13 protein-coding genes and 1 pseudogene are annotated in these 15,481 nt (G+C 75.5%); 6 read left to right on the forward strand and 8 right to left on the reverse strand.

Annotation, left to right across the window (positions count from 1 at the left end; translation table 11 throughout):
• Positions 1–4: 4 nt before the first annotated feature.
• The 4 genes and pseudogenes from AB0398_RS19955 to AB0398_RS19970 all read right to left on the reverse strand — a co-directional run.
• The gene (locus AB0398_RS19955; RefSeq protein ID WP_366376788.1) at positions 5–1,243 is read right to left on the reverse strand and encodes a histidine kinase; all 1,239 of its coding nucleotides are present in this window, start codon (positions 1,241–1,243) and stop codon (positions 5–7) included.
• A complete protein-coding gene (locus tag AB0398_RS19960; protein ID WP_366376789.1) occupies positions 1,240–1,476 on the reverse strand; it encodes a hypothetical protein in 237 nt (78 codons plus the stop codon). The genes AB0398_RS19955 and AB0398_RS19960 overlap by 4 nt, the downstream gene beginning before the upstream one ends.
• Positions 1,477–1,640: 164 nt before the next feature.
• Positions 1,641–3,821 (reverse strand): RNA polymerase recycling motor ATPase HelR, encoded by a 2,181-nt coding sequence (gene helR / locus AB0398_RS19965; protein ID WP_366376791.1) that lies wholly within the window; start codon positions 3,819–3,821, stop codon positions 1,641–1,643.
• Positions 3,822–3,974: 153 nt separating this feature from the next.
• Positions 3,975–4,178, reverse strand: a pseudogene (locus AB0398_RS19970) (MFS transporter); the annotation flags it as partial.
• Positions 4,179–4,359: 181 nt separating this feature from the next.
• Here AB0398_RS19970 and AB0398_RS19975 point away from each other — a divergent pair.
• Together AB0398_RS19975 and AB0398_RS19980 are read left to right on the forward strand one after the other, a co-directional pair.
• A complete protein-coding gene (locus AB0398_RS19975) occupies positions 4,360–5,064 on the forward strand; it encodes a DsbA family oxidoreductase (RefSeq protein ID WP_366376793.1) in 705 nt (234 codons plus the stop codon).
• 151 nt (positions 5,065–5,215) lie between these two features.
• Positions 5,216–6,274, forward strand: coding sequence for an aminotransferase class V-fold PLP-dependent enzyme (locus tag AB0398_RS19980; RefSeq protein WP_366376795.1), 1,059 nt, complete (start codon positions 5,216–5,218; stop codon positions 6,272–6,274).
• A 22-nt stretch (positions 6,275–6,296) separates the two neighbouring features.
• Here the strand turns inward: AB0398_RS19980 and AB0398_RS19985 are convergent, their stop codons facing one another.
• Positions 6,297–6,806, reverse strand: coding sequence for a MarR family winged helix-turn-helix transcriptional regulator (locus tag AB0398_RS19985; protein ID WP_366376796.1), 510 nt, complete (start codon positions 6,804–6,806; stop codon positions 6,297–6,299).
• 141 nt (positions 6,807–6,947) lie between these two features.
• Here AB0398_RS19985 and AB0398_RS19990 point away from each other — a divergent pair, with 141 nt between their 5' ends.
• The gene (locus tag AB0398_RS19990) at positions 6,948–8,015 is read left to right on the forward strand and encodes an alkene reductase (protein WP_366376798.1); all 1,068 of its coding nucleotides are present in this window, start codon (positions 6,948–6,950) and stop codon (positions 8,013–8,015) included.
• Positions 8,016–8,082: 67 nt separating this feature from the next.
• Here the strand turns inward: AB0398_RS19990 and AB0398_RS19995 are convergent, their stop codons facing one another.
• Positions 8,083–9,183: an aminotransferase class V-fold PLP-dependent enzyme gene (locus AB0398_RS19995; RefSeq protein WP_366376926.1), complete on the reverse strand. Its 1,101-nt coding sequence runs from the start codon at positions 9,181–9,183 to the stop codon at positions 8,083–8,085.
• A gap of 134 nt (positions 9,184–9,317) precedes the next feature.
• Between AB0398_RS19995 and AB0398_RS20000 the strand changes: the two genes are divergently transcribed.
• Positions 9,318–10,403: an amidohydrolase family protein gene (locus AB0398_RS20000; RefSeq protein ID WP_366376799.1), complete on the forward strand. Its 1,086-nt coding sequence runs from the start codon at positions 9,318–9,320 to the stop codon at positions 10,401–10,403.
• A 40-nt stretch (positions 10,404–10,443) separates the two neighbouring features.
• Here AB0398_RS20000 and AB0398_RS20005 read toward each other — a convergent pair whose 3' ends face one another.
• Both AB0398_RS20005 and AB0398_RS20010 read right to left on the reverse strand, forming a co-directional pair.
• Positions 10,444–11,004: a GNAT family N-acetyltransferase gene (locus AB0398_RS20005; protein ID WP_366376800.1), complete on the reverse strand. Its 561-nt coding sequence runs from the start codon at positions 11,002–11,004 to the stop codon at positions 10,444–10,446.
• Entirely contained in the window at positions 11,001–13,313 is a 2,313-nt protein-coding gene (locus AB0398_RS20010; protein ID WP_366376802.1) for a penicillin acylase family protein, read from the reverse strand. The genes AB0398_RS20005 and AB0398_RS20010 overlap by 4 nt, the downstream gene beginning before the upstream one ends.
• A 60-nt stretch (positions 13,314–13,373) precedes the next feature.
• Between AB0398_RS20010 and AB0398_RS20015 the strand changes: the two genes are divergently transcribed.
• Both AB0398_RS20015 and AB0398_RS20020 read left to right on the forward strand, forming a co-directional pair.
• On the forward strand, positions 13,374–14,093 hold the full coding sequence (locus AB0398_RS20015) for a siderophore-interacting protein (RefSeq protein WP_366376804.1): 720 nt from the start codon (positions 13,374–13,376) through the stop codon (positions 14,091–14,093).
• A 319-nt stretch (positions 14,094–14,412) separates the two neighbouring features.
• Entirely contained in the window at positions 14,413–15,402 is a 990-nt protein-coding gene (locus AB0398_RS20020; RefSeq protein ID WP_366376806.1) for an SCO1860 family LAETG-anchored protein, read from the forward strand.
• Positions 15,403–15,481: the final 79 nt, after the last annotated feature.

Here is a 15,481-nt window from a genome sequence, read left to right on the forward strand (position 1 = left end):
GCGCTCACCGGGGGATCCTCACCGCGAGGCGCCACACGCCGTCCGCCGGGCCCGCGTCGGCGGTGCCGCCGAGGCGCCGGGCCCGTTCCGCCATGCCGGGCAGCCCGCGCCCGCCGTGCGGGCGGGCGGCCGGGGGCCGCTCGGGCAGCGGGTTCTCCACGACGATCTCCAACTCCTCGGTACGGGCGTCGAGCCGTACGGTGACGGGCGCGCCGCCCGCGTACCGGGCCGCGTTCGTCAGGCCCTCCTGCACGATCCGGTACGCCTCCCGCGACACCGTCTCCGGTACGGGTTCCAGGGCCCCGGCCACGGTCAGCGCCACCCGCGGCCCCGCCCCGCGCACCAGTGCCGCCAGGGCGTCGAGCCCCGGGCCCACGCCCTCCACGGCCTCCTCGCCGCGCCGCAGCAGGCCGAGGGCCCGGTCCAGTTCGCCGACCGTGCGCCGGGTGGTCTCCTCGATCGCGGTCAGCGCCTCCCGCACGAACTCCAGGTCGGGCCCCTCGCCGTTCAGCACCCGGCGGGCCGCGCCCGCCTGGAGGGTGACCGCGCTCAGCGCGTGGCCGACCGAGTCGTGCAGCTCCCGGGCCAGCCGGTTGCGGGACTCCGCCTCCGCCGCGCGCCGCTCGGCCGCCGCGAGCCGGTCCGCCGGGCCCGGCCCGAGCAGTCGGGGCGCCCGCCGGGCGAGCAGGGCCCCGGTCGCGGCGGCGGTGCCCGCCAGGGCGAGCAGCATGAGCAGGGCCGCCGGAACCGCCGCCCAGATCCACGGGGACCCGTCGAGCCCCCAGTACCGGACCGGTTCGGACGCCCGGAGCGACGGCGAGAACGGCAGCGCCGCCACCGTCGCCGCGAACGGCGGCAGGGCCAGGCTCGCGCCGCTGACCAGGGCTCCGGTGCCCAGGTGCAGGGTGAACCAGCCCGCCGTCCGCACCCTGGCCTCCCCGTCGCGCGCCGGGCCGTCCGCGAACAGGCCGGCCGGCACCCCGCACAGCGTCCGGGCCGCCGCCACCGACATCGGCCGGGCCGGCGGGAAGAGCGCGGTCGCGCCCGCGAGCGGCAGCCCCACCGCGTACGCCCCGAACATCACCGGGAGGTCGCCGCTGAACATCCCGCCCTCGCCCAGGAACAGGGCCATGACCACGGTGCCGACCATCCAGTACGGCATGAACAGCGCGCCGCCCAGGATCAGGTGCAGCCAGCGCAGCCTGGCCCGCTGCCCGAGGAGGGCCCCCGCCCACCGCCTCACGCCCCGGCGCTCCGCCGCCGCAGGAGGACGGCCGCGCACGCGGCCGGGAGGACACCGGTGATCATGTCGCCAGCGTAGGCCAGCCGGGTGAGGGCGGTGACCCGCTCGGCGGGATCCGCCACCGGGAGCAGCGGGACGAGCACCGTGGAGGCACTCCGGCGGCCCGCGGCGGGCACGACCCGGGCGTCGGCGGCGGCGGGCGCCGGAGCGGGGAGGCGTACGGTCGGTGTCATGCCCCCACGCTCCCGCGCGGGCCCCGTGCGCCACCTCCTCCCGCCCGGCGAACCGCCTCCGCCGCACGGGGGAGACGCCCTCCTCCGGCACGGGGACCGCACCCCGTACGGAAGGAGTCCCGTCCGCGTCAGGCACTCCTCGTACGGAAGGAGTCCCGTCCGCGTCAGGCGCTCCTCAGGACCACCAGGCTCCGCGTCGCCCGGGTCATCGCGACGTACCGGTCCACCGCCCCCGCGACGCCCCCGCCGAACGCCTCCGGGTCGACGAGGACGACCAGGTCGAACTCCAGGCCCTTCGCGAGGGACGGGGTCAGGGAGCGGACGCGGGGCCGCTCGCGGAACGAGGGGTCGCCGATGACGCAGGCGGTCCCCTCCGCGTGCTCCGCGAGCCAGGCGTCCAGGACCGCGTCCCGGTCCCCGGCCGGCCCGTACGCGACGGGGACGCCGCCGCGGCGGACGGACACCGGCACGTTGGCGTCCGGGAGCGCGGCCCTGATCACCGGCTCCGCCTCCGTCATGATCTCCTCCGGCGTCCGGTAGTTGACGCTCAGGGAGGCCACCTCGATCCGGTCGATCCCGACCCGCTCCAGACGCTCCCGCCACGACTCCGTGAACCCGTGCCGGGCCTGGGCGCGGTCGCCGACGATCGTGAGGCTCCGCGACGGGCAGCGCGCGAGCAGCATCCGCCACTCCGCGTCGGTCAGCTCCTGCGCCTCGTCCACCACGACGTGCGCGAAGGGACCGGCGAGCGGGTCCGGCGCGGCGGCGGGCAGCGCGTCCTCGTCGATCAGGCTCTCCTGGAGGTCGCGCCCGCGCAGCATCCCCATGGCGCCCTCGCTCTCGTCGATCACCATGTTCTCCAGCAGGCTCGCGGTGACCTCGGCCCGGCGGACGCGCTCGGCGGCGACGGCGGCCTCGCGCCGGCGCCCGAGCCGCGTCGCCTCCGGGTCGCCGAGCCGGCGGCGGGCCGCGTCCAGGAGCGGCAGGTCGGACACCGTCCACGCGTGCGCGTCCGCGCGCCGCAGCCGCCGCACCTCGTCCGGGCCGAGCCAGGGCGCGCACAGGCGCAGATAGGCGGGGACCGTCCACAGGTCCCCGACCAGGTCGGCCGCCTCGATCAGCGGCCACGCGCCGTGGAGCGCGGCCGTCAGCTCCCGGTCCCCGCGCAGCGACGCCCGGAACTCGTCCTCCGGCACCTCGGCGTCCAGCCCGTCCCGCAGGATCTCGGCCAGCTCCTCCCGGATCTGCTCGCGCGCCTCGTTGTGCGGGGTCCCCGCCTCCGGCGCCTCGAACGCCCGCGCCCAGTCGCGGGCGGTCAGCCGGACCTCGCCCCACGGGGTCGTGACCGTCGTCGCCTCCGCCGGGGGCGTCTCGTAGAACCGGACGGCCGTCTCGATCGCCCCCACCATGGCCGCCGAGGACTTCAGGGCGGCCGCCTCCGGATCGTCCTCGGCCCCCGCCCCCGCCCCCTCCGCGACGAGGTCCCGCGGCGTGCAGGTCCGCACCCCCTCCTCGCCGAGACCGGGCAGGACGTCGGAGACGTAGTCCAGATACGGCTGGTGCGGCCCGACGAACAGCACGCCGCCCCCGCGGCGCCCGAGGCGCGGGTCCGCGTACAGGAGATAGGCGGCGCGGTGCAGGGCGACGACGGTCTTGCCGGTGCCCGGGCCGCCGTCCACGACGAGCGCGCCCCTGGAACCGGCCCGGACGACGGCGTCCTGGTCGGCCTGGATGGTGCCGAGCACGTCCCGCATCCGGGCCGACCGGGTGCCGCCCAGACTCGCGACGAACGCCGACTGGTCGTCGAGCGCCGCGTGCCCCTCCAGCCCCTCGGCGGTGAACACCTCGTCCCAGTAGTCGGTGATCCGGCCGCCGGTCCAGCGGTACCGGCGGCGGCTGGCGAGCCCCATCGGGTTGCCGTGGGTCGCCCCGAAGAACGGCTCGGCGGCCGGGGAGCGCCAGTCGATCAGCAGGCGGCGGCCGGTGTCGTCGGTGAGCCCGAGCCGCCCGACGTACACCGGCTCGGAACCGTCCGCGCCGACGACCCGGCCGAGGCACAGATCGAGGCCGAAGCGGCGCAGGGTCCGCAGGCGCGTGGTCAGCCGGTGGATCTCGGAGTCCCGCTCCATCGCCTCGCGCCCGATGCCGCCGGGCGCCCTCCGCAGGTCGTCGAGCCGCCCGGACAGTTCGGCGACGGACCGCTCCAGGCTCTCCGCGACGGCGGCGAAGTGCCGCTCGTCGGCGGCGATCAGCGCCGGGTCGGCCTTGGCGGAGAGCCGGCCGGGAAGGTCGAACGCGCCGCTCGCGGCGCCGGGGCGGAGAGGGGCGGAGGAAGAGGTGGGCACGTGGTGGGTCTCCCGTTTCGCAGTGTCTGGCCTGGGTCTTTTCCGGGCAGGTCGGCGATTCTGCGGCACGGAGGGGGCCTTGCCGCAAGCCCCCCTGTGCGCTATACGTTGAGAGTGGCGAGGGGAGGGTCCGCTCCCGTACGCGCCACCTCCTCAGGCCCGGCGGCGCGGAAGCCGCAGCGAGGCCGGCCCCGTCGGGGTCAGGAACCCGGCGCTGATCAGCAGGCTCGTGCCCGGCGCCGACGTCACGGACCGGCCCGCCGGCGAACCGAAGACCGCGATCGCCGGCGCCCCCGCCGTCTGCCGGACCGCGTTCAGGAGCCCCCCCGCCGTCCCCGCCCGCTCGGCCGGGACGGCCGCACCGGGCTCACCCCGAGCGCCCACCGCGCCACGTTCAGCCGCCTGCCGGGGAGCGGCGGCCACCGGGTGCTCCGGCTCACACCGCCCCCGCACACGGAATGAAACGGGCCGGTGGGAGCGTTCCCCGCACCGAACACCCCACGTCAGCCCCTTCGTCACACCCCCCGGAGAGAACCCCATGCGCGTCGAGATCTGGAGCGACATCGCCTGCCCCTGGTGCTACATAGGAAAGGCGCGCTTCGAGAAGGGGCTCGCGGCCTTCGCGCACCGCGACGACGTCGAGGTGGTGCACCGCTCCTTCGAGCTCGACCCCGGCCGCCCCAAGGGTGACACGGCCCCCGTCCTGGAGATGCTGGCGAAGAAGTACGGCCGCACCCTCGACGAGGCCCGGGCCATGGAGGCGCACGTCGCCTCCAGCGCGCACTCCGAGGGGCTCGGCTACCGCACCGAGGGCCGCGACCACGGCAACACCTTCGACATCCACCGGCTGCTCCACCTCGCCAAGGCGCGCGGCCGGCAGAGCGAGCTCCTGGACCTGGCCTACCGGGCCAACTTCGCCGAGGAGCGCTCCGTCTTCGACGCCGGGACCCTGGTGGCGCTCGGCGTGGAGGCCGGCCTCGACGAGACCGAGGTCCGCGCCGTCCTCGCCGACGGGACCGCCTACGCCGACGACGTACGGCAGGACGAGCGCGAGGCCGCCGAGCTCGGCGCCGACGGCGTGCCGTTCTTCGTCCTCGACCGCCGCTACGGCGTCTCCGGCGGCCAGCCCGCCGAGGTCTTCACCCAGGCCCTCGAACAGGCCTGGCAGGGCCGCGCCCTCCAGCCGCTCGGCGCCGACGCGGAGGCCTGCGGCCCCGACGGCTGCGAGGTCCCGGGGGCCTGAGCCGGTCCCGCCCCGGCCCGGATCGCGGCTCCCGCCGTCTCCGGGCCGGGCCCTCCCACCCGCTCCGAACTGCGGCGATAAGCCGCACTTGGACGTTCCCCCGGGTGGGAGCGCGATTGACGGACGATCACCGGGGATCCAGGGTGGGGCCATGGATTCCCTCGACCAGCCCCTCGGCGGCGCCGAGTTCGCGCCCAAGAAGACCTACCTCAACACCTCCACCTGCGGGCTGATGCCCCGCAGGACCGTCGAGGCCGTCACGCTCCTCGCGCGGGAGACCGCCGACGGGCGCCCCGGCGGGTCCGGGAGCTTCGAGATCGTCGACGAGGCCCGGGCGACCTTCGCCCGGCTCGCCGGGGTCGCCCCCGAGCGCGTCGCCGTCGGCAGCTCGGTCGCCGTGCACTGCGGGATGATCGCCCAGTCGCTGCCCGCCGGATCCGAAGTCCTCTTCCCCGAGGGCGACTTCTCCTCCGTCATCACCCCCTTCACGGTCCGCGGCGACCTCAAGGTCCGCTTCGCGCCCCTCGACCGGCTCGCCGCGTCCGTGCGCCCGGAGACCGACCTCGTCGCCCTCTCCGCCGTGCAGTCGTCGGACGGGCGGACGGCCGACCTCGCGGCGGTACGGGAGGCCGCGGCCGCCCACGGCGCCCGCACCCTCCTGGACGCCACCCAGGCGGCGGGCTGGCTGCCGCTGCGCGCGGGGGAGTGGGACTACACGGTCGCGGGCGGCTACAAGTACCTGCTCTGTCCGCGCGGGGCGTCCTTCCTCACCGTCACCGAGGAGGCGCAGGACTCGCTCGTCGCCATCCACGCCAACTGGGTCACCGGCGAGGATCGCTGGGCCAACAGCTACGGCCCGGTCCGCGAACTCGCCCGCTCCGCGCGCCGGTTCGACGAGCCGATGGCCTTCCTCTCGTACCACGGGGCGGCCCGCTCGCTCGCCCTCCTCGAAGAGGTCGGCATCGAGCGGATCGAGGCCCACGACAAGGGGCTCGCGGCCCGCTTCCGCGCCGGGCTCCGCTCCCTCGGGCACGAGCCGGTCGCGGACGACTCGACGGTCGTCGCCGTCCCGGGCCTCGGGGACCGCGCGGACGCCCTGGAGAGGGCCGGCGTCCTGCTCTCGGCCCGCGCGGGCAACCTGCGGGCCTCCTTCCACCTGTACAACACGACGGCGGACGTGGACCGGGCCCTGGACGTCCTGGCGGGCTGAGACCGGGGGAGGGGGTCACCCCTCAGCAGACCGTCGCCCCCGGCGGGCAGTCTCCCGCCTCCTCCGTCTCCTCGCGCAGGTTCTCCGCGACGAGGTCGAGCAGCCGGGCCAGCTCCGCCCCGTCCGCCGGGGAGAGGCCGCCGAGCGAGAGCGACTCCAGGTCCCGCCAGACGTCCTCGACGCCGGTGCGCAGGGCCTGGCCCCTCCCCGTCGCCTCCACCAGGACCGCGCGCCGGTCCGCCGGGTCCGGGCCCCGGCGGACGTGGCCGGACTGCTCCAGCCGCTGGAGCATCTTCGTCACCGTCGACGGGTCCAGGCCCAGGGACTGGATCAGCTCCGACTGCCGGACCGGACCGCAGTCCCACAGGCGCATCATCATCAGCTCCTGGCCCGGGTAGAGCCCGAGCTCGCGCAGCCGCCGCCCCATGGCGATCCGGTGCATCCGCGCGACCCGCGCCAGGGAGTGGCCGACGGGCCCGCAGCGCGTGGCGGCGAGCGGCGGCTCGGTACAGACGGGGTCGGTTCCTGACACGGGGGCTCCTCGGGACGTCGTCACACAAAGATTACCTTGGTCGGCCAATGAATGGGTTACAGTGGCGTCCGAACCAGATATTTGGCCGACCACACAAGCCAGATACTTGGTCGACCACATACCTTGCGCGAAGGGATCGCCATGACCACCGCCTTCGATCCGATCGACCTCGCCGGCACCCGGCTCGCCAACCGCATCGCCATGGCCCCCATGACCCGCAGCCGGGCCGAGGGCCGGAGCCGCACCCCCACCCCGCTCGTCGCGGAGTACTACGCCCAGCGCGCCTCCACCGGCCTCATCATCACCGAAGGCATCCAGCCCACCGCCATCGGCCAGGGCTACCCCGACACCCCCGGCCTGTACACCGCCGAGCAGATCGCCGCCTGGCGCGAGGTCACCGACGCCGTCCACGAGAAGGGCGGCCGGATCTTCGCCCAGCTCATGCACGCCGGCCGGATCAGCCACCCCGAGGTCCTCGACGGCGGCCTCCACCCCGTCGGCCCCTCCGCCGTCGCCCCGGCCGGAAAGCTCTACGCCGGCAGCGGCCTCATCGAGTTCGTCGCCCCGCGCGAGCTGACCGCCGACGAGGTGCGGGAGACGATCGCGGGCTTCGCCGCCGCCGCCCGCAACGCCGTCGAGGCCGGTTTCGACGGCGTCGAGATCCACGGTGCCAACGGCTACCTGGTCCAGCAGTTCCTCGCCACCGGCTCCAACCACCGCACCGACGAGTGGGGCGGCCCGGTCGAGAACCGCGTCCGCTTCGCCGTCGAGGTCGTCCGGGCCGTCGCCGCCGAGATCGGCCCCGAGCGCACCGGCCTGCGGATCTCCCCGGCCAACACCTACAACGACATAGAAGAGACCGACACCGACGCGATCTACCCGGCCCTCGTCGCCGCGATCGACCCGATCGGCATCGCCTACCTGCACGTCACGGAGCCCGCGCCCGAGGTCCGCGAGCTGACCCTCGCCCTGCGCAAGGCGTTCTCCGGCACCTTCGTCCTCAACCCGGCCACCGAGGGCCCGACCGGCCCCGACGCCCTCGCCCTGATCGAGGACGGCACCGCCGACCTCGTCGCCTACGGCGCCCTCTTCATCGCCAACCCCGACCTGCCCGCCCGCCTGAGGGCCGGCGGCCCCTATAACACCCCGGACCCCGCCACCTTCTTCGGCGGCGACCACCGCGGCTACACGGACTACCCGGCGCTGTAACCGTCCGGGCGTACGGCGAAGGGGCGGGATCCCGGCACCGGAACCCCGCCCCCTCCCGCCGTACGACCTACTTCCAGGCCTCCGTCACCGCGCGGCGCGCACCCTCCAGGTCCACCGCGCGGCCCGTCTCGCCGAGCGCCGCGCCGAGCGCGGCGAGCGAGGACTGCACGGCGCCCGGGGTCGCGTCCACCCCGTAGTGGTTGACCCGGATCATCTCCCCGGACAGCGCCCCGCCGCCCGCGATCAGCGGCAGCGACGGATCGGCCGCGAGCGCCTTCGCCACCAGCTCGGCGGCGTTCACGCCCTCCGGGGCGCGCAGCGTCGTCGCCACCGGGGCCGCGTCCCCCGCCTCGTACACGTACGGCTCCAGGCCGCCGCCGAGCGCGAGCGCGCCCGCGCGGGTCCCGGCCGCCGCCGAGGCGTGCCGCGCCATCAGCGCGTCCAGGCCCTCCGCCTCGATCCGCTCCACACAGGCCTCCAGGGCCAGCATCTCCAGCTGCGCCGGGGCGTGCAGCAGCGCCTTGCGGCCCCCGTCGATCCAGCGCTCCTTCCAGTCCAGGAGCGAGAGGTACGAGCGGCGCGGCGCGGCCGGGTTGGCGGCGAACCGCTCCCAGGCCCGCGCGCTCACCGACACCGCGGACACGCCCGCGGGGCCGCCCATCGCCTTCTGCGCGCCGATGATGCACATGTCCACGCCCCAGGCGTCCGGCAGCACCGGCTCCGCGCCGATCGACGCCACCGCGTCCAGGTAGAACAGCGCGCCGTGGGCCCGCACGACCTCGCCGATCTCCGCGACCGGATTGGTGTTGCCCGTCGCCGCCTCCGCGTGCACCAGGGACACGAAGTCGATCTCCGGGTGCTCGGCGAGCGCCCGCTCCACCTGCTCCGCCGTCACCGCCGCGTGGAAGGGCACCTCCAGGTCGACCACGGTCGCGCCGCAGTCCCGCAGCCAGTTCCCGAAGGTCTGCCCGTACGGGCCGGTGACGACGTTCAGCGCGGTCGAACCGGCCCGCGCCCCGCTCCGGATGCACCCTTCGAGCGGCAGCAGCGCCTCGCCCTGGGTGATCACCACGTCCTGCTCCGTGGAGAGCAGCGCGGCCACCCGCCGCTCGATCGACGCGAAGTGCGCGGCGGTCAGCGGGGCCAGGTCCAGGAGCGGGTGCGTCACGGTCACGGTGGTGCCTTCTTCGGTTCGGTCCGGCCGGGTTCCGGCGGTACGGAGGGAGCTCCGGATCAGGGTACCCAGCGGCCCCGGCCGCCCCGGGCCGACGGCGGCCGGCCCCGTCCTCGTACAGTGCGGTCATGAGCGATCACGCGGTGCTGCACGTGAAGGGGCGGGTGCTCGTCGGCCCCGAGGACGTCCGGGACGAACTGTGGTGCGTCGGCGGGCGGATCACCTTCGACCGGCCCGCCGCCGAGGCGGTGACCGTGGAGGGCTGGGTCCTGCCCGGACTCGTCGACGCCCACTGCCACGTCGGCCTCGACCGGCACGGACCCGTCGACGCGGAGACCGCCGAGAAGCAGGCCCTCACCGACCGGGACGCCGGGACCCTGCTGATCCGGGACGCCGGCTCGCCCTCCGACACGCGCTGGATCGACGACCGCGAGGACCTGCCGAAGATCATCCGCGCCGGACGGCACATCGCCCGCACCCGCCGCTACATCCGCAACTACGCGCACGAGATCGAGCCCGCCGACCTCGTCGCGTACGTCGGCCGGGAGGCCCGCCGCGGCGACGGCTGGGTCAAGCTCGTCGGCGACTGGATCGACCGCGAGGTCGGCGACCTCACCGCCTGCTGGCCGCGCGCCGAGGTGGAGGCGGCCATCGCGGCGGCCCACCGGCTCGGCGCCCGGGTCACCGCCCACTGCTTCGCCGAGGACTCGCTCCGCGACCTCGTCGAGGCGGGCATCGACTGCGTCGAGCACGCCACCGGGCTCACCGAGGACACCATCCCGCTCTTCGCCGAGCGGGGCGTCGCCATCGTCCCGACCCTGGTCAACATCGCGACCTTCCCGCACCTCGCGGACGGCGGCCAGGAGAAGTTCCCCCGCTGGTCGGCCCGCATGCGACGGCTGCACGAGCGGCGGTACGACACGGTCCGCGCCGCCTACGACGCGGGCGTCCCGGTCTTCGTCGGCACCGACGCGGGCGGCTCCCTCGCCCACGGCCTGGTCGCGGAGGAGGTCGAGGAGCTGACCCGGGCCGGCATCCCGCCGGTCGAGGCCCTCTCGGCCACCACCTGGGGGGCCAGGGCCTGGCTGGGCCGCCCCGCCCTGGAGGAGGGCGCCCCCGCCGACCTCGTCGTCTACGGCGAGGACCCGCGCGCGGACGTCCGCGTCCTGGCGGCACCGCGGCGGATCGTCGTCGACGGGAGGGCCGTGGGCTGACCGGCCGCCCGTCACGTCCGGCCGGCCGGCGGTCCGGGGGTCAGCGGGTCAGGAACGCGAGCCGGGCCCGCTTCTCTGGGATGAAGACCTCCGGCAGGTTCACCTCCGGCAGCACGACCTCCGGGCCCAGCTCGAAACCGATCCGCGCCATGCGGGCGACGGCCTTCTCGTTGGCGGCGTCGGGCTCGACCACGACCCGCGTGTGGTCCTTCAGCGTGAACGCGATCAGCGCGGTGACGACCTTGCCGGTGAAGCCCGGCTCCGGGGACGTGTTCGGCGCGATGAGGAAGTGCACGCCGATGTCCCCGGGCAGCACCTCGTAGCACTCGCTCACCCGGTCCGCCCCGGGGTCGTAGGTCTGGAGCAGGGCGACGGGCTCGTCGTCCCTGGTGACCAGGAAGCCGTGGTGGGTGGTGAGCGAGTCCAGGTGCGCGTAGACGTCCCGGACCTGCTCGACGGTGGTCCCGGTCATGCCCCAGAAGCGGGACCGCTCCGCGTTGACCCAGCCGTGCAGGAGCAGGGCGTCCCGGTCCGGATCGACGGGCCTGATGGTGACGGTGCCGAAGCCCTCGACGGTCTGGACGTGAACGGCGGTGGTCATCCCTGCTCCTTGGTGAGGTACTGCCAGTCGGTGGTGACGGGGGCGAGCTCGCCCCGCAGCCACAGGGGGAGTTGGTCCTCGTGGTGGGGGTCGCCGGGCACGCCGGACGCGCCGAACGGGACGACCCACCCGCTGCGTTCGCGGTCGGCCAGGTCCCAGACGTAGCGGGCGGCGGAGGCGCGCGCGCCGCGGTCGGTCCAGCCGGGCACGCTGGACGTGGAGAGCACGCAGTCGTGGTCTCCGGCGAGCCCCGGCCACCGCGCATCGTCGGGGTCGGGCAGCGCCTGCCAGGGCGCGAGCCGGTGGGTGGTGCCCCAGGCGGCCGGCGGCTCCCCGGCCGCGACCTCCTCCAGGGCCTCGCGCACGATCCGGTCGACGTCCCCGGCGGGCACCGGCCCGGCCGTGAGCAGGGTCTCCAGGGCGAAGGCCACGCGCGGCCCGAGGGCCAGCCAGGGCCGGAACACCTCGGGATACGGGGCGGGTTCGCGCAGTGCCGCGAAGGCCTCGTGCCCGGCGAGGCGGCGGACGACCGCGCCCCGGACGGCCGCGTACAGACCGGCGCCAGTGCTCTCCGCGTCCATGCGCCGGTCCCAGGCGAGCAGCCGCTCCCGCACGGCCGAGGCGGCGGGGGAGAGGCCCGCCCCGGCGCGTTCGGCCGCCGCGAGGAGGGGAGCCGCCGAGGGGTTGTCGGTGTCCCGGTGGACGGCGGTGGTGGTCTCCGGGGTCCAGTCGGCCGAGGCGCCGAGCAGCGCGTCGATCCGGTCCGCCCGGTGCGGCGGGGCGAACTCGACGCCCAGCGGCGCGGCCAGGCCCCGGGCATTGGCCATCACGGCGTGGCCCCGGACCTCGGCGCGGGGCAGCGGGGCGGGCGCGTCCGCCCAGGCGTGCGCCGCATCCCAGGCGGGCACGGTGCGCAGGGAGTTGGCCCGGTTCCGTACGGGGACGTAGCCGGCGACCCGGTGCAGCAGCCCGCCCCGGGTGTCGGCCGCCTGGACCACGTTCACCGGCTCGACCCAGCCGTCGAGCGCCGCGTCCACATCCCCGACGGTCCGGGCGCGCAGCAGCGCGGGCAGCACCTCGAAACCGAGCCGCCCGGTGACCCGGGGCGGGTGGCGCAGGGCGAGGACCTCCCAGCCGTCGTCCCCGCCGGGCCGGACGCCCTCGGGGGCGCCGCCGACCGGACCGTTCTCCAGGACCCCGTCCGCCGAACTGTCCACCGGCGCGCCCGCCGCCGGACTGTCGCCCGCCGTCCGGGCGTCCGCGGGGACGCCGTCCACGGGGACCTCGGCCCGCGGGACGCCGGCGGAGAGGGCTCCGGCCTCCGGGGCTCCGCCTTCCGGGCCTCCGGTCTCCGGCTCCTCGTCCACGCCGACGATCACCGGCCCCCGATCCGTCTCGATCACCTCGATCACGACCGGTTCCCCGCCCGCGACCTCGACCGTCTCGGTGTGGGCCGTCGCCGAGCGCCAGCCCTCGGGGCCGAGGGCCTCCACGCCGCCGTCGGGCAGCCGCCGCAGCCGCTCCCGGTACACGTCCTGGTAGTCCGCCATCGCGTTGGTGATCGCCCAGGCCACCGGCCCGGTGTGGCCGAAGTGCGCGAGGCCGGGGACGCCCGGCACGGCGAGCCCCACCACGTCGTACGCGGGGCAGGCGAGCCGGATCTGCTGGTAGACGCCCGGCGCCTCGATGAACCGGTGCGGGTCACCGGCCACCAGGGCCGCCCCGCTCGCTGTCCGCTCGCCCGCGACCACCCAGCCGTTGGAGCCCGCGGTGCCGGGCCCGTCCGTCGCGAACAGCTCCGTCCACTCCTCGCCGAGCCGCCGCGCGACCTCCTCGCGCCACAGCTTGGTGGGGAACCCCGCGAAGAGGATGTGGGTCGAGAGCCAGACAGCGAGCGGCGTCCACGGCTCCCAGCGGCCGGGCGCGAGACCGGTCTCCGCGAACTCGGGCGTGCGCCGCGCCCCCTCGGCCAGACCGTCGTTGACCCCGTCCACGTACGCGCGCACCCACGCGGCCGTCGGCGCGTCCGTGCGCTCCAGGCGGGCGAAGCAGAGGCGGGCGGTGTCCGAGAGCCGGACCCGCCGGGCGAAGACGTCCCAGCCGAGTTCGGCGGCGCCGAGGAACGCGGCCGTGGTGCCCCGGGCCCGGTGCCGCTCGACCTCCAGCTGCCAGGCGCGGTCACGGGCGGTGACCCGCCCCTGGGCGAAGGCGAGTTCGTCCGGGTCCCCGGCCCGCAGATGCGGGACGCCCCAGGCGTCCCGGTAGACCTCGATGCTCACGGAGAAACTCTCCCGTCCCTGCTTTTCCATAAAATCTTAGGTTAGGCTGACCTAAATTAATCTACAGTAATCAAAGGGGAGGGGATCACGGTGGGTCACGGCTGGCAGGGCGCCGTCCTCAAGCTGATGCGCGGCAAGGACTTCACGTTCACCGTGACGGGTGCCGAGCAGGTCACCGAGGACTACCGGCGGGTGCACTTCACGGACGGCGGCCTCCTCGCCGCCGCCGGGATCCACCCGACGATGTGGGTCCGCGTCTGGTTCGACGACGGCGGCAAGCCGCACCAGCGCGCCTACACCCTCGTCGACCCGGACGCGGAGGCCGGCACCTTCAGCCTGGAGTTCGCCCTCCACGAGGGCGTCGCGAGCCGCTGGGCCCGTGACTGCGCCCCGGGCGACACCGTGGAGGCCACCCTCCAGGGCACCGGCTTCGAGGCCCCCGCCCCGCTGCCCGGACGGCTGCTCGTGGTCGGCGACGCGGCCTCCCTGCCCGCGATCAACTCCCTGCTCGACGCCTTCCCCGGCCTCCCGGCCACCGTCTGGTTCGAGACCCGGCACGCCTCCGACGACGACCTGCCGTTCCGCGTCGACCCCGAGCGGCACGACCTGCGCCGGGTGCCGCGCGAGAAGGGCGGCGCCGAACTCGTCGCCCGCGTGAAGGCCGAGCTGCCCGCGCTCGCCGACTCCTCCTCGTACGTCTGGATCGCCTGCGACACCTCCACCACCCGCACCCTCGGCGGGTACGCGCGCAAGGAGCTCGCGCTGCCCAAGGAGCGCGTCCACGCCCTCGGGTACTGGCGCGACAGCTGAGCGCGCCGGGTTGACGGACCGTTACCCGGAGGCGGAACCGTTCGTTCACACCCCTGCTCGTCCCCCGCTCGCCGTTCCCGCCCGCGCCCGCAGCCGTCCTCGCGTACGAAACACGCGGGACGAGCGGGAACGGTTGTAGCGAAAAGAATCGAAAATGAACACGGAAACCCCCCTTTGGGGTGAACTGGCTTCAGGTGACCGCCGGTTCACTCTCCGTGCGTAAAGATTCCGGTGTCCCAAGTCGCCGGGACCGTGCCGAGCCACCGTCCCCGTGGTGAGCGGCCGGCGACGCCATGTCTCCTGTGGGGGTTCCACCACCTTGAACAGCAACACCTTCCGCATGCCCGTACGCCGTTCTGCGGCCGCCGCGACCGTCGCCGCCCTGGCCGTCGGCCCCGTGCTCCTCGCGGCCCCCGCGGCGCACGCCACGGGCGGCGAAGGACGCGCCACCGCCGTCGTCCTGCGGACCGGCCTCGACGTCTCCCTCCTGGGCAGGACGGCGAACGTGCCGGTCCGGGCCTCCCTCAACGAGGTCAGGGCGCCGGAGAGCGAGCACGAGACCGCGCTCTCCGTGAAGGTGCGGGGGGCCGAGAACGGCGAGCCGGTCGACATCCTCAAGGCCGACGTCGCCACCTCCGAGGCCACCGTCGACGAGGAGGGGGCCGAGGGGCACGTGAACCTCGTCAAGGCGCGCGTGCACGTCCCCGGCCTCCCGCTGCTCTCCCTCGTCGAGGTCGAGAAGGTCACCTCCAAGGCGCTGTGCGCGGTGGGCGAGCGGCCGGTCGCCGAGTCGAACGTCCTCGGCCACGTGACCGTCCTCGGCAAGAGGACCACCCTCTCCGCGGGCGGCCGGACCCGGGTCAGCGTGCCGGAGGTCGGCGAGGTCACCCTGGACGTCTCCCGCACCACCACGACCTCCCGCACCGCCGCGGCGACCGCCCTCGAACTCAAGGTGAAGGTCAACCCGCTGGAGCTGGGCGTCGCCGAGGTCGACGGCACCGTGACCCTCGCCGAGGCGACCTGCGAGACGCCCAAGGGCACGAAGCCCACGGAGAAGCCCACCGAGAAGCCGACCGCCAAGCCCACCGAGAAGCCGACGGAGCGGCCCTCCGAGCAGCCCCGGCCCTCCGCCGAGCCGAGCGACGACGGCATCAGCACCCACAACGGCGGCAGCACCCCCACCCAGAACCTCGCCGAGACCGGCGGCAGCTCCACCACCCCGTACCTCGCGGCCGGGGCGCTCGCCCTCGTCGTGGCGGGCGGCGGCGCGCTCGCGCTGACCCGTTCGCGCGCCCGCTCGCGCGGCTGACGGCCCGAGGGGGAGCGCCGGGGGGCGCGGGGGGAAGCAGGACGGCGGGGCCCGGGGAGGGCGGCGGTGACGACATCGC

This window comes from Streptomyces sp. NPDC086147 (assembly GCF_040702165.1).
Classification (GTDB): domain Bacteria; phylum Actinomycetota; class Actinomycetes; order Streptomycetales; family Streptomycetaceae; genus Streptomyces.